A 22,625-nucleotide genomic window follows, 5' to 3' on the forward strand; every position below is an offset into this window, starting at 1 on the left:
ATGAAGATCAAAAAATTCGAGCGGGTCACTGGTGTTCTCCTGGATGAAGAGAGCGAACTGAGTCTCAGCGAATTGTGCCGCGCTTGCGGGGTTCCGGCGGAGCGGATTATTGCCCTAGTAGAAGAGGGGGTTATTGAGCCCCGTCAGCGGGAGCCGCAATGGCATTTTAGTGGTATTTGTGTGCGCCGGGTTCGTCGGGCCTACACCCTGGAGAGGGACCTCGGCGTCAATTTGGCAGGCGCGGCCTTGGCTATTGAACTGCTCGAAGAGATTGAGCGACTGCAGGCGCACCTGGCACGGTTGGAGCAGCGACGAAAAAAATAGCTATATCTATCGTCCGGCTTGAAAAAGCGGACCAATCACTTCAATTTTCTCAACCCAGATAACGCCGTTGTAATTTTCGGGCAGGTAATTTAAATCTTCTGGTTGGTAGATGGCGGTAAGGCCATTCTTGTCGCCACGATAATCCAGCACTATGACAAAACTGCCGCTGCGGGATATCCGGTCGATAAAGCGGTTTGGCCAGCCCCAGAATGCCCAATGCCAGGTGTTGGGTGCCATGACAATACTGTTGCGACAGGTCTGGGGAATATAGCCACTCCATCCAATCAGCCAATACCTCAGCGCACATTTCTTTGCGCTGTCTCTACTAAAGGCCAGCGCGTCGGGTCGCAGCTCCCGGAGTCTGTGGATTGGTCGAGCGCCGCCGTAGACCATCAGGCGGGAATTGATGGGTAACTGATACCGGCGCAAGTAGGCATCCAGTTTCTCCGCTTCCGTAGGATCATTGCTTTTAATGTTGAGTAGAAACGGTTTGCCGGGGAATTGCTGCAGGACTTCTTGCAAACTGGGTAGCAGGCCGATGCCCTGGCCGCGAAATGGGAAAGTGATGCCGCCGTCAAAGGTGTAGCCATAGCCGATATCCAAGGTCTTCAGGTTTGCCAAGGAGTGCTCGCGGGTGATGCCGGTGCCATCTGTGCGGCAGTCCAGGGTCCAATCGTGGAATACCGCAAACTCGCCATCGGTGGTGGGGTGGATGTCGATCTCGACAATATCTGCCCCGTTGGCAAAAGCGGCCTCCATCGAGGCGATGGTGTTTTCCAGATAGGTGTGTTGCGGAGGGTAGATACGGGTAGCGGTACATTCGTCCCGCGCCAGATTTTCTCGGTTGTAGGTCTGGTACACGCCTCGGTGGGATATCAAAGTGGGTTTTCCCTGCGGAATTGGGGCCAGCCAGGAAGCATTCATCAGATAGATTATGCCTGCACCGAATAGACCCGCCAGGGTACAGACTTTAAAGATTGTGTTTCGTTGCATTTGAGGAGCCTCGCCACTTATCGGTTATCACCTGCCGCCAATATTAGCTGGCTATAGCCGGTGAAAATGGGCGTGGGGAGGGCAAATTAGGGCGAATTCAGGCGGGAGGGCAGGGTGGCCAGGGGCCACCCCAACTCAAATTACAGGGCGGCCTTAGTAATCGTGCTGATCAGGTAGCCTGTATAGACAAGATAGGCCGTTAAAAGCGCAGCACCCTCCCAGCGGTTGATACGCCCCTGGCCGCGGAAGCCGTAGGCAAAAATGAACAGGGCGATGGTCAGGCCGATGACCATGGGCCAGTCCCTGGAGAGCACTTCAGGCGGTACGCTGGACATGGGGGCAATAGTGCCGGCGATGCCCACTACGGCAAGCAGATTAAACATATTGGAGCCGACCACATTGCCGATGGCGATATCGTGCTCGCCCTTACGTGCGGCCACGATGGTGGCTGCCAGCTCCGGTAGGGAGGTACCCAGGGCGACGATGGTGAGACCAATAATGAGGTCGCTGACGCCGAGTGATTCGGCAATGGTCACCGCGCCCCAAACCAGCATACGAGAGCTGATAATCAACAGTATCAGGCCGGCCACTACCCAGAAGATCGCCCGGCCCAGAGGCATGGAATGTTCTTCCAGCTCACCGGCTACTTCCCCTTCGAGCTGATCGCCCTTGCCGCGCAGGGCGGAGAAAATGCTCCAACCGATAAGAGCGAAGAAGCCCAGAAGAAGGATGATGCCCTCCCAGCGCTCCAATTTGTCATTCCACAGGAAAGCGCCGCTCAACAAAGTGATGGCCAGTAAAAGAGGTAGCTCCTTGCGCACAATCTTTGAGTGTACGGTGAGGGGGATGAGGAGTGCGCTCAGACCGAGGATCAGGCCGGTGTTGGCGATATTGGAACCGTAGGCGTTACCCAGGGCCAGGCCGGGACTGCCGTCCAGGGCGGCGATGGCGGATACCACCATCTCTGGGGCGGATGTGCCGAAGCCAACGATCACCATGCCGATCAGCAGTGTGGGCATTCCGGCGTGCTTGGCTGTGGCTGCGGCGCCCTCAACGAAGCGGTCGGCACTCCAGACCAGCACAATAAAGCCGGCGATAATGGCGAGAGCGGCGAGAAGCATAGGCGATCCTCAATAGATACAGGCGGATTGGGGCATAGCCCGACAAACGGGAGGCGATTGTACCGGCTCTCGGCGCCACAATCAGTGGATTGCCGCGGGGATCGGCGCGATATGTGTAAATAATCGAAAATGTCCCGTCAGTCAGATAGTTCTGCTGCCAGTGTGGGCTACAGTCAATGCATGGCCCGGTAAATCTACGGGATGGCTGAGAGGCTTTGTACCCCGGTGCAAGCTCGCTCAGTTGGTGGAGATGTCGGGTATGTTTACGCGGGTCGCACCGAACCATGAGCGGCGGTTTCCGCGATATCCATGTCACCGGCCACTCGCCGGGTAGTTAGGAGGCCTATATGCAACTCAAAGCTTCAATTGGAATACTGGCCGCTGCGCTGGTGTTGACCCTGTCCGCCTGTGAGCAGAGGAAAAAGGATGAGTCGATGGACAAGAGCGGGATGGGCACTGCCGAAACCGGATGCTGCCAGCATGCGGAAAGCGCCTGTGCCGGCGATGTCACCAAGTCCCAGTGTGACCAGATGAGCGGTAAGTTTCACAAAGACCATATGTGTCGAACGGATAATGGTAAATGTGCCCGTAAAGAGCGCTAGTAATAGCGGGTGTGGCGCGGGGCTAGAGACCTGTGCTGCACCTGCCGTTTCAACTTTCTTTTCACCTTCCCTGTGAATCCTCTCGCTGTCTGCACCCTCAAAGATGCCAAAAACCGGCCTCTCCCTAGATCCTAATGTGACCAGATAATCTCTCTTGGACTGCGGTGCTGGGATACTTGACATTAGTTACATCTGCAACTAACTTCGTTTGCGCTTCAAGTTAACCAGCGTGCAGCCTCGATAAATGGCGCCGCGATGATAAGAGACGGAGGACTGCATGGCCGACTTATTTGAAAACCCAATGGGTCTGAATGGCTTCGAATTTGTAGAATTTACCGCGCCAGAAAAGGGCATTCTCGAGACCGTATTTACGGCAATGGGCTTTGTGAAAGTTGCCCGCCACCGCTCCAAAGATGTGACGCTATGGCGCCAGGGTGACATCAATTTTGTTACCAACTACGAGCCCAACAGTCACGCTTACTATTATGCCCAGGAGCACGGTCCCTCCGCTTGCGGCCTGGCCTTCCGCGTGAAGGACGCCAAGCTCGCCTATGAGGCGGCCCTGGCCAAGGGCGCGCAGCCGGTGGATCTACAGACCGGCCCGATGGAGCTTAAGCTGCCAGCCATCAAAGGTATCGGCGGTGCCACCTTGTACTTGATCGACCGCTACGAGGATGGGAAATCCATCTACGATATCGATTTTATCTGGGAAGAGGGTGTAGACCGCCGGCCCGAGGGCTGTGGTTTCCACACCCTGGACCACCTCACCCACAATGTGTACCGCGGCCGCATGGACTACTGGGCCAAGTACTACGAAGACCTGTTTAATTTCCGCGAGATTCGCTACTTCGATATCAAGGGCGAGTACACCGGTCTGCTGTCTAAGGCCATGACTGCGCCGGACGGCAAGATCCGTATCCCCCTGAACGAAGAGGCGGCCGGTGGTGGCGGTCAGATCGAAGAGTTCCTGATGAAGTACAACGGCGAGGGCATCCAGCATATCGCCTTTGCCTGTGATGATTTGCTGGCTTGTTGGGACCGTTTGAAAGAGCAGGGTATGGAGTTTATGACTCCGCCACCGGAGACCTACTACGAAATGCTGGAAGAGCGTCTGCCAGGCCACGGTGAGCCTACCGAGGAATTCCAGAGCCGCGGTATCCTGCTCGATGGCACCACCGAAGGTGGCCAACCGCGCCTGTTGCTGCAGATTTTTTCTGCCAATATGCTCGGTCCGGTCTTCTTCGAGTTTATCCAGCGCAAGGAAGATGAAGGGTTTGGCGAGGGCAACTTCAAGGCTCTGTTCGAATCCATTGAGCGCGACCAGCTCAAGCGCGGCGTTATTAAAGAAAAGGAATAAAACCGGAGGCTTCAATGGGCATTAAGCGCATTCACCACGTGGCGTATCGCTGCAGGGACGCCAAGGAGACCGTAGAATTTTATCGCGATCTTCTCGGTATGGACTTCCAGCTGGCCATTGCCGAAAACGAAGTACCCTCGACCGGTGAGCCGGACCCTTACATGCATGTCTTTATGGATGCGGGTATGGGGAATGTGCTCGCCTTCTTCGAAATTCCCAACTCTCCGGAGATGGGGCGCGATGAGAATACTCCCAAGTGGGTGCAGCACATCGCCTTCGAAGTGGAGTCGATGGAAGAAATGCTCGCGACCAAAGAGCGACTGGAAGCGGCTGGGGTCGATGTACTCGGCCCAACCGATCATACGATTTTCCAATCGATTTATTTCTTCGACCCCAACGGCCACCGCATTGAGCTGGCCGCCAACACCGCCAAGCCCGGTATGCACAGTGAGCTGAAGCGGGTGGCCGAGGATATGTTGGAAGAGTGGTCGCGTACGAAAACAGCCCCGAGGCACGCCGCCTGGATGCACGGGGAAGAAGAATTTGTAGAAAAAATAGAAGGGGAGGCACAGTGAAGTTAGCCAGCCTTAAATCAGGCCGCGACGGCCAACTGGTGGTCGTCAGCGACGACCTTACCCGCATGGTCCCGGCCGGTGATCTGGCACCTACTCTGCAGAGCGCGCTGGATAACTGGGCTGCAGTGAGCGGCGAGCTGGAGAAATTGCACGAACGGCTGCACAACGGTGAAATTGCCGGCGAGCCTTTTGAGCAGAGTCTGTGTGCATCCCCCCTGCCGCGCGCCTACCACTGGGCCGATGGCAGCGCCTATATCAATCATGTGGAACTGGTGCGCAAAGCCCGCGGTGCCGAAGTGCCTGAGAGCTTTTACAGTGATCCACTGATGTACCAGGGTGGCTCCGATACCTTCCTGGCCCCACGCGAGCCGGTCACCATGCCGCAAAGCGAAGGCTTTGGTATCGACTTCGAAGCGGAAATCGCCGTGATCACCGACGATGTGCCCATGGGGGTGTCCGCCGAGGATGCACTCTCCCACATCAAATTGGTGATGTTGGTGAACGACGTTTCACTGCGCGGCTTAATCCCAGCGGAGTTGGCCAAGGGGTTTGGTTTTTACCAGTCCAAGCCCTCCAGTGCCTTCTCGCCGGTGTGCGTGACACCTGAGCAATTAGGTGAAAACTGGCGCGAGGGCAAATTGCACTTGCCGTTGCTTTCGCACTTAAATGGGGAGAAGTTCGGCGAGCCCAATGCGGGTGTGGATATGACCTTCCATTTCGGTCAGTTGATCGCTCACGCGGCCAGAACCCGTCCACTCTGCGCGGGTACCATTATTGGTTCCGGCACTGTTTCCAATAAGTTAGATAACGGGCCGGGTAAACCAGTGACGGAGGGTGGTGTTGGTTATAGTTGTATCGCCGAGATCCGCATGATCGAGACTATCCAGAATGGTTCGCCCAGCACTCCATTTATGGATTTTGGCAATACCATCGCCATTGAGATGTTGGATGGTGAGGGCCAATCTATTTTTGGGCGTATCGAACAGACGGTGGAGCAGATTTAACCCCGCCATTTCGTCACGGCTGAGATCTTGGAAAAGGACACTCGTTGGGTGTCCTTTTTTTATTTAGACTCCGAGCCGGCGCATGGAGAGCAGCGGCATTTGACGTCGCACCGTGGCCAGTCTTTCAGCATCCAGCCGGGCGGTGATCACAGCCTCCCCCTCGCAGGCTTCAGCGAGCACATCTCCCCAGGGATCAATAATCATAGAATGTCCCCAGGTACGTCTTTTCTCTGAGTGCACGCCGCCCTGGTTGGCCGCAATCACAAAACAGCCATTCTCGATGGCGCGCGCTCGCAATAATGCCATCCAGTGTGCCTGTCCGGTCGCGTGAGTGAACGCCGCAGGCACCACAAAAATTTCCGCGCCAGTTATTGCCAATTGCCGGTAGAGTTCGGGAAAGCGCAGGTCAAAACAGATACTTAGCCCGAGCTGCCCCCAAGGCAAGCTTATTACACAGGGTTCATCACCGGGTTCAATACTGGCGGATTCGCGATAGCTTCCCGTAGCGTCCCCAACTTCCGCATCGAATAGGTGGATTTTATCGTAACGGGCCCGCAACGCACCGCGATCATCATAGAGTAGACACGCCGAGCGACTGCGTCTGCCCTCGGTTGCGGTGCCATTGGCCCGCGTCAATAAAGGCACCGAACCAGCCACTAGCCAGACACCCAGCTCCGCAGCCCAGCGCTGTAGTGCGTGCTGAATAGGCTGTTTGTCTGCGCTGATTTCATCTTTAGGGGAGTGAGGCTCAGCTACGATATAGCTGCTCCCATCTGAGACATGGGCGAAATTCTCCGGTAGCAGTATCAATTGCGCGCCGCGACTAGCTGCTTCCCTAAGTAACTTGTGGGCTTGTGCGAGATTGTCAGAAACATTCTCCCCGCTGGTCATCTGTACCGCTCCGACAGAAAAATCTATCACAGTGCCTTTCCCGATTTTTTTGCAGTTACTACCTCTGCAGTTTCTATAGACTGCAAGGATAGCTAGGATCCGACAGGGGAAAACGCATGTTCACTACCAAGGAAAAGCTATCCATTCGCCAATAAAGCCGAAGAGAACTGTGCGTTGGCCTGATCGTGTAGGCTAAAAACACTTTTATGCTGATATCTTTTAAGCAATTATAAAACTGGATGGTTTTGTATATACAGTTAGCGTAAATAGTAATTACCCTGTTTCTATTGCGCGACTAAAATCTCATTTCATAGTTAAGACGTAACAAGTCTTTCTGCAAATTGACCAAATTTACAAGATGCTGATCAAAAAAGCATTGGTTTAATCGATTAAATTTGACTAGTTGTTCTTCGAGTTTTCTTCCAAACTCAAAGTTTATGCGGCCTATAAAAATAGTGTCAGAGTCGATTTAAAAAGTTCTGGCTTTGCCTTTTTGCTCCGAAACTTTTCTGCTTCAATGCCAGCCATAAGCCAATCTATGGCTTCCACAAAATTCTGTGATGTTTGTTTAAAAGGATTTTCGAATGCCTATCCCTTCTAAAAAATCCTGGAGATAGAAGTGCCAGTTTGGATTGGTAAAACTATTCCTCTTAGGTTTTGCGTTGGTGGGATATAACTTATTGATTTTGTTTGGTTTTTGTGGGTTTTCGTGAATGCTAAATTTTCTTGGTTTTGACGTGGGATTGGCTAATAGAGTTTAGCTAAATATTTTAATAATTTTTCAAAAATCTAATAGAAGTTATGGAGAGAAAGCATGCCAATATTAACAGGTAAAAGAGGCGAGCTAACCCGCTCAAAATCCGACATTCTGAAAGCTGGAGGATTGGTTCCCAAGTTAGGCTTGAATGTCCATAAGGGCGGGTTCAGTGGATTTCTCAAGTGTAATAATAAGGTCGACGGTGTAATGGGGTGCAAATGTCCACATATGGATGAAAATTGGCTCTATTACAGGGGCGTAGCCTTGATGCGTGGCTTTGCCTTAGATCCGGGTTTACTTCACGTTCATACAGCATCTAATACCGCTGGTCTTCTTTCGTGGGCTGGGCCGGGTAATCAGAGTTATGCCGGTCAGCAAACTCGATATACTTCACCTGATATGGCTATATTTGGCTGGGAAGATGGTGATGAAGCACTGAAAGAGGTTTATAGAAGGCTCGAGATGCCCAACGCACCTACTAAGCACGCTTTCAATCTCTTTAGACAGCATCAAGTAAAATTTGCCATGAGTCCTGACATGAAAGTGTTGGCAATGGTCGTGAAAAATGGAGTGGAATATAGCTATTTTACACCTATTAAATCAAAAGATATTGAATTTGGTGGCATAGATGAGGGAGGTCTTCAGCCAAAAGAGGATCCAGCACTTAAAATATTGAGATTGAGAAGAATATCGAAAGATTCCATGGAGTATCAAATAGCGCTTGAGAATATTGAGAAGAAGAAGGCGATTGAATCTAAGCCATTTTTAGATCTTGCCCAAAGAGCTCAAGCTGTAAATTTGAAATGGTATCCAGTTAACTTTAGGCTTCCCCAACCATATAGTGGTCTTGGTGTGGGAAGGAAAGAAAAAATAGGACTTTAAAAATTTAATTCAACCGGTCAATGCCTGCCTGAATATTATATTCGGGCACGTTGCCTTCGTTGCTATCGCCAATGTATCGGTTGTTGTGGGGATATAGGCTTAACCTGACAGGAACACGCGTGGGGGCTGTCCAGCAGTCTGTGCTTATTAATAATGAGATTTTTGTCGGGCGATTCAGTTAGTGCTTCGATCCGTAAAAGGTTTGATCACACACACGAAGATAATTCGGGCGGAGTGTGCAAATCCCTATCGGCTTTCTAGATGAAATATCTCCAGAGGGCGGCGCTGCATGATGACCAGGATAGGATTTCCGAAGCCTGGTTGGGTGTGCAGAACTTCTATGCTGTGAAGCAAAAGTCTTTGGTGGCGTCTTCCCCAATGGGCGCGGTGGCAATACGATTCGTGGTATCAATAACCCACGCAGAGTCAACGGCCAAAGTGGCATTTTCTCTCCGAATGCGCCGGCTCGGGAATTCATTTTGGACCAAACCGGCGGGGCATGCTGAGACAAAAAATTCAGCCTGGGTTACACAAAATATCGCCTTCTTTGATCCCAATGTCGGCGAATTCTGGTTTGAGTCCCGCGCGTCCTTCTTTAACGGGTTCTCCCAGTCATTCTGGTACGCTGCGGGTTTGAGTGGCAGCTACGCAGTTCGCTCCTATGTCCCCAGAGCTAATAGAAGCTAAGCGATCCGTCATTCCGGGAACCTATATCCGCGTGGTTCCCGGAATCTTTATCTCATCTCATCTCATCCCCAGACCCCCATCTATATACCCAGCCCGGCTTTCAATTTGGCCTGATCCGCTGGTCGCTAAAACCCGTATTACGCTGTGCCAGCCGTGTTAAGGTTGGCCAATCGTTTCGAGCACCATTGAGCAGAATTTGTGGAGAGCAGTGTGAAATCCGGCAAGGCCCATGTGAATCATCTTAAACAGGCATCTGGCTATATTCTGGCCAGCTGGTTACTGGCCCCTATGTCTTGGGCGGCAACAGCAACTGAGCAGCTTCAGGATGTCATTGAAGACCACTGGCAATACAGCTTGCGCGAGGACCCGATTACCGCCGGTCGTATGGGTGTGCCTGATTACAATCGCCAGTTGCCGGGTGTGACTAGCGAGGACAGAACGCGTCGTTTGAAGGCCGAGCAGGAGCTGCTGGAGCGTCTCCAGGCCGTGGACCCCAGTGGGTTGAATGATTCCGGTCAGGTCAACCGTGAACTGCTCACTTGGGTATTGGAGAATTCCATCGAGGCTAATGAGCTATTCCTCGAGCGGGTGCCTCTCAATACCTTTTACAGTTTTTATAGTGCGGCCCTGGATGCCAATAGTGGCTTGGCGATGACCCGTGTTGGCGATTACGAGGACTATATTGCCCGTATCCGCGAGTTTGGTCGCTTCTTCGATGAGAATATTGCCAATATGCGAGCTGGGATTCGTACAGGCTTTGTCCTACCCAAGATCGTTGTGCAAGGTATTGCGCCTACGGTGCGCGCGCAGGTCTATAAAGATTCCACCAAGAGCAGTTTGTACAAACCCTTCGTGGAAATGCCTTCATCGATCCCGCCCGCAGAGCAGCAACGCTTACGCGATGCCGGTAAAGAGGCCATTCAACAGGTAGCGATTCCAGCTTTTGCCCGCGTGGCGGACTTCCTTGAAGGTGATTACCTCAAAGCCGCTAGTGCAACTATTGGTGCCGAGCAGATGCGTGGCGGTAGAGACTACTATCGCCACAATATTCGCAACTACGTAACACTGGATATGGACCCGGTGCAGATCCACCGTACAGGCCTTGCGGAAGTAAAGCGTATCCGTACGGAAATGGAGGCGCTGATTAAGCAATCTGGCTTCGAGGGGAGCTTTGCAGAATTCACACATTTCTTGCGCACCGACCCGCAGTTCTATGCAAGGACCCCAGAGGAGTTACTGAAGGAAACGGCCTATATCTCCAAGCGTATCGACTATCGGTTGCCGGAATTTTTTAATCTGCTGCCACGCACTCCCTATGGTGTGGTACCGGTACCCAGCGAGATTGCCCCCAACTACACCACGGCCTCCTACAATCCCGCGGCGATTGGTGGCACCCGTGGCGGCGCCTACTGGTTGAATACTCACAATCTGAATCAGCGCCCCTTATATGAGCTGCCGGCACTGACACTGCACGAAGCCGTACCGGGACATCATTTGCAGAGTGCTCTGTCCCAGGAGCTTAAGAATGTGCCACAGTTCCGCCGCAACCTCTACTTGAGCGCGTTTGGTGAGGGTTGGGCCCTGTACGCCGAACGGCTCGGCAAAGAAATGGGCTTGTATACCACCCCTTACGAACACTTTGGCCGCCTCAGCTATGAGATGTGGCGCGCCGCGCGCCTGGTGATCGATACCGGCATTCACTCCCAGGGGTGGACTCGCCAACAGGCTCTCGACTTCCTCTCCAGTAATACTTCGCTATCCTCTGCGAATGTGCGTGCCGAAGTGGATCGTTATATCTCCTGGCCGGGCCAGGCCCTCTCTTACAAGATGGGAGAGATTAAGATTCGTCAGCTGCGTGCTCAGGCGGAAAAGGAATTGGGGGATAACTTTGATCTGCGCGCCTTCCACGATGCATTGTTAAAAAATGGCGCTTTGCCACTTTCCATGCTGGAAGAACAGATGCAGGGGTTTATTGAAGCGCAGAAGGCTTCTTAAAAATTTATATATAGCCTCGTTCCCTGTAAGGGGCGAGGCTGCGAGGGGTGAACAGGTACTGTCTCGGAAAACGGCTCAGGCAAGTGATTTGAAAGCCTGCTTTTAAAGAAATCCTATCCACCCCATAGAATGGACGTACTTTACTAACATTCCGCCACTCATAAAAACGACTAATCCTCTCAGATAGCCAGGATGTATTTTAAATAGGCAATGTGACCCTAACCATGCGCCTATGACTTGGCCGATCATCATTAGGACACCTACTATCCAAACCACATGCCTGGCAAGTAAAAATACAATTAGAGAGGCTACATTAGTGGAAAAATTTAGTGGTTTTGCTATTGCGGTGGACGTCAATAAATCATGTCCCCGGCAGATAATCCCTGACAAGGTAAAAAACGAACCGGTCCCTGGGCCGAACATACCGTCATAGTACCCAATAAATGGAATAACACCATATTTGTATTTTCGACTTGAGACCTTGGGTTCATCATTATGTTGAGTCAGAGAGGGTGAAATGAGAAAGTAAACGGCGATAAATAAAAGCACTAATGGAATTACAAATGACAATATATCAGTATTGATAAATTGTACTGCCCCTGTTCCAAGTGCTGCCCCAATAAAAGCCGACAGCATTAAGCTTTTAATCCCATCCCAGCTTATTTTATTGCTCTTTATCATCATGTAAGTGGCTGTTGCGGTGCCAATACTGCCTTGTAATTTATTGGTACCTAATGCTGCTAAGGGAGGTATACCACTGAGGATAAGGGCGGGCACTGTGATCAGTCCGCCACCACCGGCCAATGTATCAAGCAGGCCTGCAATTACGGCAATAAAAAATAGAATGAACAATAATTCTAATGAGAAGCTCGTCAACTCCAAAAAAGTACTCCCGTTGGTATGTTTCTAAGATTGATGATCGGGTGCGCTTAAGGCTTTTATAGAGTGGCTCCACCGTTGAAATAAATTTCAACGGCATGCTTCTCTTTGAAAGCGCAGTGCGACTATTTCAACTTCATTCATTTCCCTTCCACCACCTCAGAAAGTTTTCTCCCACAGAATGTTGGGGCAGGGAGTGCGCGTTTCCTTTAATGCCCTGCTCTTTTTCCATTTCAGTGACTTTTTTATTCGCTGCGCGAAACCAGTTTTCGGGATCTTTGATGCCCTGAAGTAGAGCGTGGCCATAAAGGGCGGAACTGAACCAGGTTCGCTGGGAGTCATCGCTGCAGCCGAAAGAGGTTCTATCGTCGGCGGCGGAAGTGAATACTATACGGTTTGGGGTGCTCAAGGGCTCTATCCACTGGCCCGAATAGCAGGCGGAAATTACTACCCATTGGTACTGTGCATTGAGGTTATCCAGCCATCTCTTAGCGTCTGCTACAGAGAGGTCAATTAACGGCATTTTACCCTCGGCGATGGTCAAATCGCCGTTGCGGGCACCGTGGCTGACAATATGAACGAAAAGTAAGTCCTCTTGTGGATCCAGTAACTGATCCAGGGCGTTGAGACCGTCTTGGATACTGGTGCGGGTGGCGAGAGGAAAACGGTAGCCACCCCCGTTACTGAGGCGCAACACACGCTCGTCAATGTCAAAGGCCTCATCAAGGCGTTCTGCGACCCAGTTTAATTCCCTGGCGAAAACTGGAGAGGTACCATCGCCGCCAACCAGCAGTGTGTATACATCACGCACACCGGGTCTCTGCGAAGCTAGTGTATTAATGGCATTTGTTAAGCGCTCGCTTTCGCTGTACAAGCGGGTTTCCACTTGGGCTGCGGGAATTTCTTTTTGCGCACGCCAGGCGGCCTTATTGGGAAAGTAGTTACCCTTGGCAAAATAGCCGGGCTCTTCAATAGTATTTCCGTCGGTATCGATGCGCACACGCTGGCCTTCCCCGTCCGCCTTTCCGTAGCGGAAGTTGGCCCGGATAATAGTGCCGTCTGGTTGAGTCAGTTCACCTGTACCGGAGTAAAAATTGTACTCAAAGTCACCGGTGTAGCTGTAGCCTTCCTTATCTGAGTAGCTTCCGTGCAGTAACATTCCCTGCTCAAAAGTGCCTTTATAGTGGTTGCCCTCTTCGGTGGTCAGCGCGCCTTCACCGTGGGGTTCCAAGCCCAGGAATTCGCCACGATAAAGTTCACCGTCACCCCACTTTACTTTGCCTTTCTGCAGCTCACCTTCACTGAATCGACCTGACCATGTGTTTTCACCACAGGTATATCGACCTTCGCCATGACGCACTCCATTGAGAAACTCGCCTTCGTAAACACAGCCATCAGCCTCAGTGAAGAGGCCCTGACCACTTATACGGCCGAGGCGAAACTCCCCGCGGTAGTGATTGCCATCGGGCCACTGCAGCAGGCCCTGGCCGTGGAATAGGCCGTCTTGCAGATCGCCTTTGTATACGGAGCCATCTGGCAGGGCGGTGCCGCCTGCGAACTGTGTCGGCTCGCAGGCGCTGAGAAGAAGAAAAAGCGGGGTTAGACAGGCGTATCTCATTCCGTGATCCATCATTGAGGTTCTGGGCTGAGATTAACAAATTGGTGCCAGCAAAGGTGCCTTAGGTCTTGCTCAGTTGCTCGAATTTAAGCCCGTATTTTTCCAGTAGTTGGCGCACCCGGTGGGAGTCGTTATTGGATTTCTTTGCAGCGCGGCTCACCTGGAAGAGTTTGCGCCCGGCCTCCGCCATGGAGCTGGACGCCTCGCACACCTGAATCAGTCCCGTCAGTTTGATCTGTTCGTAGAAATCCATCTGCTCGGTGCTGCCGGGGCCGAGGAGTGCCTCAATGCGTGCGCGGGGGAGTACGGATTCATCTCGAGGGGCCCGCCATTTGCGTCGCAGTCGCTCGATTTCATCCTCTACCACCGGTGTAGTGATGCGGCCACCGTCGGAAAGGGTGCCCATGCGTAGGATACTGGCATTGAGGTCGCGGAAGTTGGCAGACCAGCTGGCTTCCGCCGAGCGTGCAAAGCTTAAGTAATTCTCCCGCGCCGCTTTGTTGAAACGGATCAGGTGGCCGGACTGCCTTGAGAAGGCTTCCAGCTCAAAGTCGATATTCGGTTCCAGGTCTTCAATTCGTTCGCGCAGAGAGGGCAGGTGGTAGGTCCACAGATCGATACGGGCCAAAAGGTCCGCGCGAAACTTACCTTCACGGCTGAGCTGTATAAGGTCTCGATTGGTGCCGGCGATCAGCTGGAAGTGACTACTTACCTCTTTATCCGAGCCGAATGGCATAAAGCGTTTGTGCTCGATAGCGCGTAAAAGCATCGCTTGCTCATCCAGCCCCAGTTCGCCGATCTCGTCCAGAAAGAGCAAACCTTTATCGGCTTCCTTCAACAGTCCGGGTCGGTGGGTGGTGGCGCCGGTATAGGCGCCTTTGCGATGGCCGAACAGGGCGGACATGGCGTTTTCACCCCGCAGCGTGGCGCAATTCACCACTACCAGGCTACCCTCCAGCTTGCCGCGCTGTTTGCGCAGCTCGAAGACCCGCTGTGCCAGCTGCGATTTGCCCGCACCCGTCGGCCCAGTAATCAGGATGGGCGCATCGGAACGGATGGAGACCTGCTCCAGCTGCTCGATCATCTGGTTAAAAGCCCGGTTGTTGGTCTCAATACCGCCTTTCAGGTAAGTCGTGCCCTCTTGGTGTTCCCGTTGGAAGCGCGAGGCGATCTGGTCGTACTTGGATAGGTCCAGATCAATAATTTGGTATTGGCCAGTTAGGTCACTGTTTTTGTGGGCGGGAGAGGTCTGGAGTAGGCGTCCGGGGAAATATCCCGCCTCGGTGAGTAGGTAGAGGCAGATCTGTACCACATGGGTACCCGTAGTGATATGCACCAGGTACTGCTCTTCATCGGGCCTGCAGGGGTAGGCGCGGGCGAAGTCCAGCAGGTTACTGTAAACACTCTCGAAGTCCCAGGGATCGCCGAAGTTAGCCCGATGGTGGGCGACGTTCGTCTCCGGGGAGACTCGCGCTATATCCGCGGTCACCTGATCGGCCAGACTTTTTGAATGGTTATCGAACAGGAGTTCCAGGCGGTCGATCCGCAGGTCGTGGTGCTGACACATGGAGATATTGGGCCGCCACTTACGCCAGCGCTTGTCGCCCTTGCCGCGCCGGTCCTTGGTGGTACCGAGGATACTGATCACTACTGTCTTCATCTATCTAAAAAGATAGTTATTAAAAGTCTATCAAGATGCGGAGAATCTCTAAAACCCCCAGCCTTAAAAATATTTCTTTTAAAAACAATAGGTTACGGAATTGTTAGGCACTTGCGTAAAAGTTGGCACCCTATTCGCTGTGTTAGTGGTTGGCACCGCGTAGGAAGCGACTGCGCGATTTCACAAGATTTAAAAAGGAGTGCGAGATGAAATCAATGCCGTATGAAGTGATACAGGAAGGCGGCGTGCCCATCAAATCCTGGACCCTGGGTGTGCCCTTTGAAGAGGAGGCCAAGACACAGCTCAAGAATATTGCGCAGATGCCATTTATTCATAAGTGGGTGGCGGCAATGCCCGATGTACACCTCGGTAAAGGTGCCACCATCGGCAGTGTGGTGCCTACCCTGGGTGCGGTCATCCCCGCCGCCGTGGGTGTAGACATCGGCTGCGGCATGATGGCGGTGCGTACCAGTCTCACAGCGGCACAGTTGCCGGATAATCTGGCGGGCGTACGCAGCGCGATAGAGCGTGCCGTACCCCACGGCCGTACCGGCGGTTTCCGTGGCAAGAGGGCGCGCGATAAGGGTGCTTGGGCAGATACGCCGGGTGATGTGCTGGCTGGGTGGACGCCACTGGCAAGCCAGTTTGACGTACTGCAGGAGAAGCACCCGATATTGAAAAATACCAATAATATCAATCACTTGGGAACACTGGGCACCGGTAATCACTTTATTGAGATGTGCCTGGATGAGCAGGGGAGTGTATGGCTGATGCTACACAGTGGGTCCCGTGGTGTAGGAAACCGTATAGGCACCTATTTTATCGAGAAAGCCAAGCGAGACATGGAGCGTTGGCATATCCATCTGCCGGACAGCGACTTAGCGTACTTCCCTGAGGGCACAGAGCATTTTAAGGACTATGTGCAGGCGGTGGAATGGGCGCAGGATTTTGCCCGTATCAACCGTGAGGTAATGATGGCGCGTACCATCGGCGCGGTTAAGCAGGCACTGGGTATGGAGTTTGAGGCGCGTAGGGAGGCGGTTAACTGCCACCACAATTATGTCTCCCGCGAGCATCACTACGGCAAGGATGTACTGGTGACCCGGAAAGGCGCTGTAAGCGCTCGTGTTGATGAAATGGGCATTATTCCCGGAAGTATGGGGGCCAAGTCTTTTATTGTGAGGGGGCTGGGTAATGAGGAAAGCTTCTGCAGCTGTAGCCATGGTGCCGGCCGGGTGATGTCGCGCACCAAGGCAAAAAAACTGGTCTCCCTGGAGGAGCACCGCGCGGCTACCGCCGACGTGGAGTGCCGTAAAGACGAAGGTGTAATCGATGAAACCCCATCGGCCTACAAACCTATTGAAAAGGTTATGGCAGCACAGAAAGATCTGGTGGAAATCGTCTACACCCTCAAGCAGGTAGTCTGTGTTAAAGGATGATGCAGCAACAATCTGGAGACAGCTTGGCCGGTAATAGGAAGGGCATGCCGCAAGATGGGCCCCAAGAGGCCCATTTTCGGAAGCGGATTTGTGTGTTTTTTGCTTTGTCGGTGGGTCCGCTCTTGAGTGCCGGCCAGGCACTAACATCGCTGCTGACAAGTGTACCCACTGGGTCAACCCTAAAACGCCAGCGTTGTAGCTCAATAAGAGAGAGCAATGGAATCTATCGGTTTGTGGCGAATTCGAATCCCACACAAAGAGACGCTCTTTAGTGAAACCTGCTCGGAGCCCACAGAGCGCCTTAATTCTGGTAACTTGGCGTCACATTGACTGCCAGGGAAGAAGGTACGCTGGTGCCAGCGCCGGTTTGCAGCGCACGAGTAAATGACAAGTTTGCCTTAATTCTTAGGCCAGAAATTATGGCTGACCTGTTTAGGATGGGCATAAAGGAATAGCGCAAAATCGCTGTCTTTCGCTGTCGCCATGTGCAGGTGTTAGACACATTTTGTGGCTGGATGAGTCACTCGAAAAAGATAAAAAGATAAGAGATCGAATAAATGAAATCTTTCTTTAAATTATGGAAGATTGTGAATGTAGCAGACAGTGAGCGTGCGCTGCTATTTCGCCGCAGCCGTTTTGACGCGGTATTGCCCCCTGGGCGACATCGTATATCCCTGCTCTCGGGAGATGTTCGGGTGGAAACTTACGATGTTGCAGAAGTCAATTTTGATGCGATCAAGGCGAAATTTCTCCTGGATAATTATGGTGAAATTCTCGGCGAGTACGTAAAATCCTACGAGCTGTCGGATCATCAGGTAGGTCTTTTTTATCGCGACGGTCACCTAGTCGATATCCTCCCCCCCGGTACTTTTCGCGCAGTTTGGAAAGGCGGGAAAGTTGTAAGGGTGGGTATTGTGGATATTGCGAAGGAGTATACTGTCGATGAAAAAGTACTGACTTTACTCGGTCGTGGTGTTCGCGCAGGTCAGATGCGTATCGCCGCTCAGGCAATTAGCTACAACGAAATTCCCAACGAGCATGTTGGGCTGTTGGTTGTTAATGGCAAGCTGAAAAAAATCCTGCAACCGGGTAGTTACGGTTTTTGGAAATATAACCGTTCTATTGCGGTGAAATTATTAGATATGCGCTTGCAGACGATTCAGGTCAGCGCTCAGGAAATTTTAACCAAAGATCGAATAAGCTTGCGCATTAATCTGAGTGGCAACTTTAGAATTACTCAGCCACAAAAAGTGGCATTGAAGCTCAATGACTATAAGAACTTCATTTATCGGGAATTACAGTTCAGTCTACGAGAAGCGGTAGGTACTCAGACGCTGGACAGCCTGTTGGCGGATAAAGATCGTTTGAACATTGTTATTGCTACCGATATCCGCGAAAGATTGGCGGAGAATGGTATTGATATAGCTAGTGTTGGAGTGAAAGATATTATTTTGCCCGGCGATATGAAGATGATTCTTAGCCAGGTAGCGGAAACGCACAAGGAGTCTGAGGCGAATTTACTCACGCCCCTCGAAGAGACAAAGGCCGTGTGTTCTTTGCAAAATACAGCCAAGGTGATGGATGGCGGCCCCGTCTTACCGCATTTGAAAGAATTGGAGTCTTTGAAAAAAATCAGTGCATGTATCGATAAAGCTTCCGTACATGACGGCCTTGATGGTGAATTTATTGATTCAGTAAAACTTCGCCCCACCGCGTGAATCCAAAGTGGAGGCATTCAAAAAAAGTATTCATTCGTCGCCAATGAATGTCCTGGTGGTTGAGGTGGGCGGCGCCCAGAGGAAGGTTGGCGCTCAGATTTTGCGGATTTTCCTCACTTTGTCCTGGTATCTTGGATATCGTTTCATCTTCAAACTATTCGTGCAGGCTGTAAAAATTCGGTCTATTACGGAAGCACCAACGGAATTTTGGCGTATCGGTAGGTGATCGATAATTTGGTTCTGTCTGTGGACGGTTTTGTAGGCTGGAGTCAAGCCAGAATTTTCTGATAAGTATTCAGGTGATCCGCTAGAGAATCGGTACCGGAATAAATCTGTGAGCATTGGATGATGGGAATTGAGGGCTGTACCAACTGATATCGAAGAAAAGCAATAATGATTATCCCGGACATTATCTAAGCTATTTTTTTATGATGTTTCTTTCCTGAAATTATGGCAATCCCTTTATGCGCATAGGTAGTCACCGACACTTTTGGCGTTATGATTGCGGCGACTATTTTTGGATTGACGAACAGTTATCTGTGTTGCAACGGAATTATCAGCCTAAAGACTATATGCCATTTATACAAAAACATAGCATTAAGCATTCGGTACTCATTCAGGCGGCGGAAACAAAGAGTGAAACCGAACCTACGCTTTCAAGGCTTTACCCAGGATTTCACACAGTGATTGATCACGGCGGCAAGCCGGATCTCCACATTAAAAGTCCTACTTTTTGGTTTAGGCAGATAGAGGAAATGGCCAAAAGCCCAAATATTTTTTGCAAATTTCCGACTTGCTAATTCGTGCTGGGTCGCGGTCCATGTCTATTGCTATCGAGCCCTATTTCCAGCATATTCTCCAATGCTTTGGTGCTCAACGTGTTATGTGGGGCAGCAATTGGCCGGTAGTGAATATCGTGAGCACTTTCTCCGGCTGGTTTTGCGTTAGCAAGCAGTTATTGAGCTGTTTAGATCCGGTACAGCAAGATGCGATCTATAGTGGCAGTGCAAAAAATTCTACCCGTTGGATAGCTAAAGAGTGTGTTATGGAAAGGAAATCTCTGGATACTTCTGCAATAGATCGAAGGCTACAACAAACGGCCAAAAAAAGTTGCAGAGATTTCCGTATTATGAACAAGGCAAGGTACTCGGAATGATTGTTGCTCTACAGATTGTAAGCCCTACTGGCTTTTTTCTAATAAGCCGGTGACCTCGCCCTTTGGATTAAGTTTGGTGTGCAAATTAACGTAAACTTTTCCATTCATTAAATCTGCACGATACTGTTCTTCCACAAGCCATTGCGCTGTAATAGCCCCACTGGTGCCCATGGAACATTTTGTCTCCAGCCCTTTGCGGCCTTGATTATCCTTAGTTGCCGGCCAGTCTGGTGTGGCGCCTGGTTTCGTCGGCATGCCACAGATGGTTTGAATGACGGGCGCGCTGGGGCTGCCCGGTTTACAGATTGGGGGTTCTTTACCTTCGCCGGCACAGCGCAGGTGAAAATGCGACATGGACATTCCTGATCCAGAGAGATCTTTGTATCCAATCATAAAATTCAACCTATTGGTTTTCTGGTTATAAACACCCAAAAAATACCCGCGGGCATTGGCTGGTGTCTGCTTGTCCACAGGGGTGTTGCTGAGTGTTTTCTCTTCCGCTGGAGTGAGTGAAGCTCTGAAAATAGTTAAACTTTCACTATTACCTGCCTCTGACCAGGCGCCATGATCAGAGGACTGTTTGGATGCGGTGGATTTTTTTTCGTTCTTGTTGTGATTATCGGCAAGTGTTATAGCGGGATAGGTGAGCGCGAGTAGCGCCAGTATGAAAAAGTTGGCCCGGAATAATGCGCTGAGCTTCATAAACCTCTCCTGTTTAATGATGATAAGTTCACTTGGTATGGCAAAGGTTGGGGAGCCGGGCCACTAAAATTGCATTTTTGTTGCCACTTTTATCTGCACATAATGGAATTGGCCCGCGATACCTTCGTGAGGCATAAAGACTTTTAGCATATAGGGAGCGTTTTGCCTGTTCGCAGGTAACATTAACAGCGGGATTTCTAGATCCTGGGCATCAATTCAGTCTGAATGGGGTACGCACTTGGAAGCGTGGAGGTTCTGCTATGACTTTATGGGCGAATTGCCAGAATCATCTGCCACTAAAAATTTTTGATAAAACGTTTCAGTCGCTGAACGAGCGAGCATGCGCCAATAGCTCTGTTGCTATCCATTCTTCGCAGGACAATTGAAAATATCTGCGCCCTATTAGCCTGTCTCTCTCCAAACCAGCTCGCGCTCACGGGCATAGAGGGGAATAAAATCGAACTGCACTTCGGTGCCACCCTCCTCGCGTCGGCGAATAGTCATCTTGCCGTTCAAGTTGCTGGCGCGTTCCTGCATGATCGACATGCCGAAGTGATTGCGTTTTTCCGGTGCGTTGCCGATGCCGATGCCGTTGTCACGGATGCGCACATTGAGAGATTGGTTATCAGCCTGGGTCAGGCTGATCTGCACCATGTCTCCCTGGGAGTGATAGACCGCATTTTGCGAGGCTTCGCGCACTAGCTGTAGCAGATGGATTTCCTCGTGCGGGGTGAGGGGTACCTCGTCCAGGTGGTAGTCGAGCAGAATGGTGATCTGCGGGTGCTGCTCCCGGTAGGCAGAAATGGACTGTTCCAAAATATTGCGCAGGCCGCCGGGACCTATCTGTAGCCGGAAGGTGGTGAGCAGTTCCCGCAGTTGGCGGTAAGAGGAATCCAGACCCTCTTTAAGCTCGGTGATAATCTCCTCCACCTTAGCTTTATCCACCTGCTCGCTGCGGTTAGCGCGATTGAGTCGTGTCACCTGAATTTTTAGATAGGAAAGGGATTGGGCCAGTGAGTCGTGCAATTCCCGCGCGATAATCGCGCGCTCATCCAGCAGGGCCATACGGCGTTCCTGGGCCTCGCGCTCATTGATCGCGATAGCCGCGGTGACACTGTCGGCAAAGGTGGCCAGGCGCTGTTGCTGCTCTTCGTCGAGACTGTTGCCTCTGGGCAGCGTACACATCAGTACGCCGTAGTTGCGTTTGTCCACCTCCAGGGGGAAGCGGTACACGCGGAAATTACCTTCATCGGAGGGACCGCAGGTACTCACACAGACACGGCACTCATTCCCGCTGCACTGTCTGTTGCTGTAACCCTCTACCAAGTGCTCGTAGGGGGCCTCGCCCTCAGGCGTCATCAGGCATAAATCCAGATTGCTGAGGTCGGCCACGTTGGCGAATTCGCCCAGCCACTGCCCCAGTTCTGCGCCGGCCAGGGGTCCCTCGCTGATACGCCGCGCCAAACGGTACTGAAAATCCAGCGCTTCGTGGCTCTTCTGCAGCTGTGCGGTCTTCAGCTCGACACGATGGGCCAGGTCCCGGTGGGTCGCATGGATCTCGTCGCTCATATAATTGATGGTGCGCGCCAGCACCCCCAGCTCATCTTCGCTGTCGATCTCCAGACGATGCTGGTTGAAGTCCCCCTGGGCAATGCTGAGGGAGCGGTTGGTCAGTTGCTTGAGAGGCTGTTCGACGGAGCGGTGCAAAATATAAAGGGAGAGGTACACCAGTGCGACTATGGAGAATAGGGAAGCTACCTGCACCAAGCGCAATAGGCTAATTTTTTCCTCGGCGATGGTCTGGTAGTCGAGTACCAGGGTATCTACATCTGCGATAAAAGGCTCTAAATGTGTCGCCAGTTGCAGTGAGTCCATGGAACTTTGGCCGGCCGCGATGGACTCCAGCAGCGGGCGAATCTCCCCCTCCCAGCTCTCGAGTACCTTGCGGTAGTTGTGCGCTGCGCGCAGGTTGTCGCTGGCGTTGAAGTCGGAAATACTCAGTACCCGCGTCAGGCGCAGAGTGACCTCATTGGCCAATGTGGCTGTGGCTTCACTGTCACCGGATGGGGCTGTTGCTGCGAGCCGGTAATTCATGGCACGCAGAGAGCCGGCCAGATTCACTGCGGCGGCATCGTTTTCGGCGGCGTCAGAGATAATGTATGAGGCCACCATGGAACTGAGGGCCACGAGTACGGTGAGCAGCATCAGAGTGCCGATGCGGTAGACGATGGATTGTCGTATTCGGTTCAGCATATCTCGTTCACT

At 51.9% G+C, this 22,625-nt stretch carries 19 protein-coding genes; 11 read left to right on the plus strand and 8 right to left on the minus strand.

Features of this window, described 5'->3' with window-relative positions; genetic code table 11:
* Positions 1 to 324, plus strand: a complete 324-nt coding sequence (locus tag ACCI51_RS02835; protein ID WP_371842519.1) for a chaperone modulator CbpM — start codon at positions 1 to 3, stop codon at positions 322 to 324.
* Positions 325 to 330: 6 nt separating this feature from the next.
* Here ACCI51_RS02835 and ACCI51_RS02840 read toward each other — a convergent pair whose 3' ends face one another.
* Both ACCI51_RS02840 and ACCI51_RS02845 read right to left on the minus strand, forming a co-directional pair.
* The gene (locus ACCI51_RS02840) at positions 331 to 1,317 is read right to left on the minus strand and encodes a glycerophosphodiester phosphodiesterase family protein (RefSeq protein ID WP_371842520.1); all 987 of its coding nucleotides are present in this window, start codon (positions 1,315 to 1,317) and stop codon (positions 331 to 333) included.
* Between the two features lie 140 nt (positions 1,318 to 1,457).
* On the minus strand, positions 1,458 to 2,438 hold the full coding sequence (locus ACCI51_RS02845) for a calcium/sodium antiporter (RefSeq protein WP_371842521.1): 981 nt from the start codon (positions 2,436 to 2,438) through the stop codon (positions 1,458 to 1,460).
* 347 nt (positions 2,439 to 2,785) lie between these two features.
* Between ACCI51_RS02845 and ACCI51_RS02850 the strand changes: the two genes are divergently transcribed.
* From ACCI51_RS02850 to ACCI51_RS02865, 4 genes are all read left to right on the plus strand, one after another.
* On the plus strand, positions 2,786 to 3,040 hold the full coding sequence (locus tag ACCI51_RS02850) for a hypothetical protein (protein ID WP_299584857.1): 255 nt from the start codon (positions 2,786 to 2,788) through the stop codon (positions 3,038 to 3,040).
* Positions 3,041 to 3,317: 277 nt separating this feature from the next.
* Positions 3,318 to 4,397, plus strand: coding sequence for a 4-hydroxyphenylpyruvate dioxygenase (gene hppD, locus ACCI51_RS02855; protein ID WP_371842522.1), 1,080 nt, complete (start codon positions 3,318 to 3,320; stop codon positions 4,395 to 4,397).
* Positions 4,398 to 4,411: 14 nt separating this feature from the next.
* A complete protein-coding gene (locus ACCI51_RS02860; RefSeq protein WP_371842523.1) occupies positions 4,412 to 4,972 on the plus strand; it encodes a VOC family protein in 561 nt (186 codons plus the stop codon).
* Positions 4,969 to 5,976, plus strand: coding sequence for a fumarylacetoacetate hydrolase family protein (locus ACCI51_RS02865; RefSeq protein ID WP_371842524.1), 1,008 nt, complete (start codon positions 4,969 to 4,971; stop codon positions 5,974 to 5,976). Before ACCI51_RS02860 ends, ACCI51_RS02865 begins: the two co-directional genes overlap by 4 nt.
* A gap of 63 nt (positions 5,977 to 6,039) precedes the next feature.
* Here ACCI51_RS02865 and ACCI51_RS02870 read toward each other — a convergent pair whose 3' ends face one another.
* On the minus strand, positions 6,040 to 6,897 hold the full coding sequence (locus ACCI51_RS02870; RefSeq protein WP_371842525.1) for a carbon-nitrogen hydrolase family protein: 858 nt from the start codon (positions 6,895 to 6,897) through the stop codon (positions 6,040 to 6,042).
* Between the two features lie 784 nt (positions 6,898 to 7,681).
* On the opposite strand from ACCI51_RS02870, the gene ACCI51_RS02875 reads away from it, so the two are divergent.
* The 3 genes from ACCI51_RS02875 (at position 7,682) to ACCI51_RS02885 (ending at position 11,188) form a co-directional block, all read left to right on the plus strand.
* On the plus strand, positions 7,682 to 8,506 hold the full coding sequence (locus ACCI51_RS02875) for a hypothetical protein (protein WP_299584852.1): 825 nt from the start codon (positions 7,682 to 7,684) through the stop codon (positions 8,504 to 8,506).
* Between the two features lie 261 nt (positions 8,507 to 8,767).
* Positions 8,768 to 9,193, plus strand: coding sequence for a hypothetical protein (locus tag ACCI51_RS02880; protein WP_371842526.1), 426 nt, complete (start codon positions 8,768 to 8,770; stop codon positions 9,191 to 9,193).
* Positions 9,194 to 9,403: 210 nt separating this feature from the next.
* The gene (locus ACCI51_RS02885) at positions 9,404 to 11,188 is read left to right on the plus strand and encodes a DUF885 domain-containing protein (RefSeq protein ID WP_371842527.1); all 1,785 of its coding nucleotides are present in this window, start codon (positions 9,404 to 9,406) and stop codon (positions 11,186 to 11,188) included.
* A gap of 102 nt (positions 11,189 to 11,290) precedes the next feature.
* Here the strand turns inward: ACCI51_RS02885 and ACCI51_RS02890 are convergent, their stop codons facing one another.
* The 3 genes from ACCI51_RS02890 to rtcR form a co-directional block, all read right to left on the minus strand.
* Positions 11,291 to 12,070, minus strand: a complete 780-nt coding sequence (locus ACCI51_RS02890; RefSeq protein WP_371842528.1) for a TSUP family transporter — start codon at positions 12,068 to 12,070, stop codon at positions 11,291 to 11,293.
* A 133-nt stretch (positions 12,071 to 12,203) separates the two neighbouring features.
* Positions 12,204 to 13,685 carry a C13 family peptidase gene (locus ACCI51_RS02895; RefSeq protein WP_371842529.1) on the minus strand — a complete coding sequence of 494 codons (1,482 nt, stop codon included), beginning with the start codon at positions 13,683 to 13,685 and terminating at the stop codon, positions 12,204 to 12,206.
* Between the two features lie 61 nt (positions 13,686 to 13,746).
* Positions 13,747 to 15,333 carry an RNA repair transcriptional activator RtcR gene (gene rtcR, locus ACCI51_RS02900; RefSeq protein ID WP_371842530.1) on the minus strand — a complete coding sequence of 529 codons (1,587 nt, stop codon included), beginning with the start codon at positions 15,331 to 15,333 and terminating at the stop codon, positions 13,747 to 13,749.
* A 218-nt stretch (positions 15,334 to 15,551) separates the two neighbouring features.
* Here rtcR and ACCI51_RS02905 point away from each other — a divergent pair, with 218 nt between their 5' ends.
* The 3 genes from ACCI51_RS02905 to ACCI51_RS02915 all read left to right on the plus strand — a co-directional run bounded on the left by ACCI51_RS02905 (position 15,552) and on the right by ACCI51_RS02915 (position 19,302).
* On the plus strand, positions 15,552 to 16,784 hold the full coding sequence (locus ACCI51_RS02905) for an RtcB family protein (protein WP_371842531.1): 1,233 nt from the start codon (positions 15,552 to 15,554) through the stop codon (positions 16,782 to 16,784).
* Positions 16,785 to 17,341: 557 nt separating this feature from the next.
* Positions 17,342 to 18,502, plus strand: coding sequence for a slipin family protein (locus tag ACCI51_RS02910; RefSeq protein WP_371842532.1), 1,161 nt, complete (start codon positions 17,342 to 17,344; stop codon positions 18,500 to 18,502).
* Between the two features lie 464 nt (positions 18,503 to 18,966).
* On the plus strand, positions 18,967 to 19,302 hold the full coding sequence (locus tag ACCI51_RS02915; RefSeq protein WP_371842533.1) for a hypothetical protein: 336 nt from the start codon (positions 18,967 to 18,969) through the stop codon (positions 19,300 to 19,302).
* 380 nt (positions 19,303 to 19,682) lie between these two features.
* Here the strand turns inward: ACCI51_RS02915 and ACCI51_RS02920 are convergent, their stop codons facing one another.
* Both ACCI51_RS02920 and ACCI51_RS02925 read right to left on the minus strand, forming a co-directional pair.
* Positions 19,683 to 20,360 carry a CHRD domain-containing protein gene (locus ACCI51_RS02920; RefSeq protein WP_299584838.1) on the minus strand — a complete coding sequence of 226 codons (678 nt, stop codon included), beginning with the start codon at positions 20,358 to 20,360 and terminating at the stop codon, positions 19,683 to 19,685.
* A gap of 402 nt (positions 20,361 to 20,762) precedes the next feature.
* Positions 20,763 to 22,613 (minus strand): histidine kinase, encoded by a 1,851-nt coding sequence (locus tag ACCI51_RS02925; protein WP_299584836.1) that lies wholly within the window; start codon positions 22,611 to 22,613, stop codon positions 20,763 to 20,765.
* Positions 22,614 to 22,625: the final 12 nt, after the last annotated feature.

The organism is Microbulbifer echini, from assembly GCF_041447225.1.
Lineage (GTDB): Bacteria > Pseudomonadota > Gammaproteobacteria > Pseudomonadales > Cellvibrionaceae > Microbulbifer > Microbulbifer echini.

What these genes read in the sequence shown, in the direction of transcription:
- ACCI51_RS02910 (WP_371842532.1), top strand. Translation starts at nt 17,342, where the DNA reads ATGAAATCTTTCTTTAAATTATGGAAGATTGTGAATGTAGCAGACAGT.
- ACCI51_RS02880 (WP_371842526.1), top strand. Translation starts at nt 8,768, where the DNA reads ATGAAATATCTCCAGAGGGCGGCGCTGCATGATGACCAGGATAGGATT.
- ACCI51_RS02925 (WP_299584836.1), bottom strand. Translation starts at nt 22,613, where the DNA reads ATGCTGAACCGAATACGACAATCCATCGTCTACCGCATCGGCACTCTG.
- ACCI51_RS02915 (WP_371842533.1), top strand. Translation starts at nt 18,967, where the DNA reads ATGCGCATAGGTAGTCACCGACACTTTTGGCGTTATGATTGCGGCGAC.
- ACCI51_RS02835 (WP_371842519.1), top strand. Translation starts at nt 1, where the DNA reads ATGAAGATCAAAAAATTCGAGCGGGTCACTGGTGTTCTCCTGGATGAA.
- ACCI51_RS02860 (WP_371842523.1), top strand. Translation starts at nt 4,412, where the DNA reads ATGGGCATTAAGCGCATTCACCACGTGGCGTATCGCTGCAGGGACGCC.
- ACCI51_RS02895 (WP_371842529.1), bottom strand. Translation starts at nt 13,685, where the DNA reads ATGAGATACGCCTGTCTAACCCCGCTTTTTCTTCTTCTCAGCGCCTGC.
- ACCI51_RS02840 (WP_371842520.1), bottom strand. Translation starts at nt 1,317, where the DNA reads ATGCAACGAAACACAATCTTTAAAGTCTGTACCCTGGCGGGTCTATTC.
- ACCI51_RS02875 (WP_299584852.1), top strand. Translation starts at nt 7,682, where the DNA reads ATGCCAATATTAACAGGTAAAAGAGGCGAGCTAACCCGCTCAAAATCC.
- ACCI51_RS02845 (WP_371842521.1), bottom strand. Translation starts at nt 2,438, where the DNA reads ATGCTTCTCGCCGCTCTCGCCATTATCGCCGGCTTTATTGTGCTGGTC.
- ACCI51_RS02850 (WP_299584857.1), top strand. Translation starts at nt 2,786, where the DNA reads ATGCAACTCAAAGCTTCAATTGGAATACTGGCCGCTGCGCTGGTGTTG.
- ACCI51_RS02920 (WP_299584838.1), bottom strand. Translation starts at nt 20,360, where the DNA reads ATGAAGCTCAGCGCATTATTCCGGGCCAACTTTTTCATACTGGCGCTA.
- ACCI51_RS02905 (WP_371842531.1), top strand. Translation starts at nt 15,552, where the DNA reads ATGAAATCAATGCCGTATGAAGTGATACAGGAAGGCGGCGTGCCCATC.
- hppD (WP_371842522.1), top strand. Translation starts at nt 3,318, where the DNA reads ATGGCCGACTTATTTGAAAACCCAATGGGTCTGAATGGCTTCGAATTT.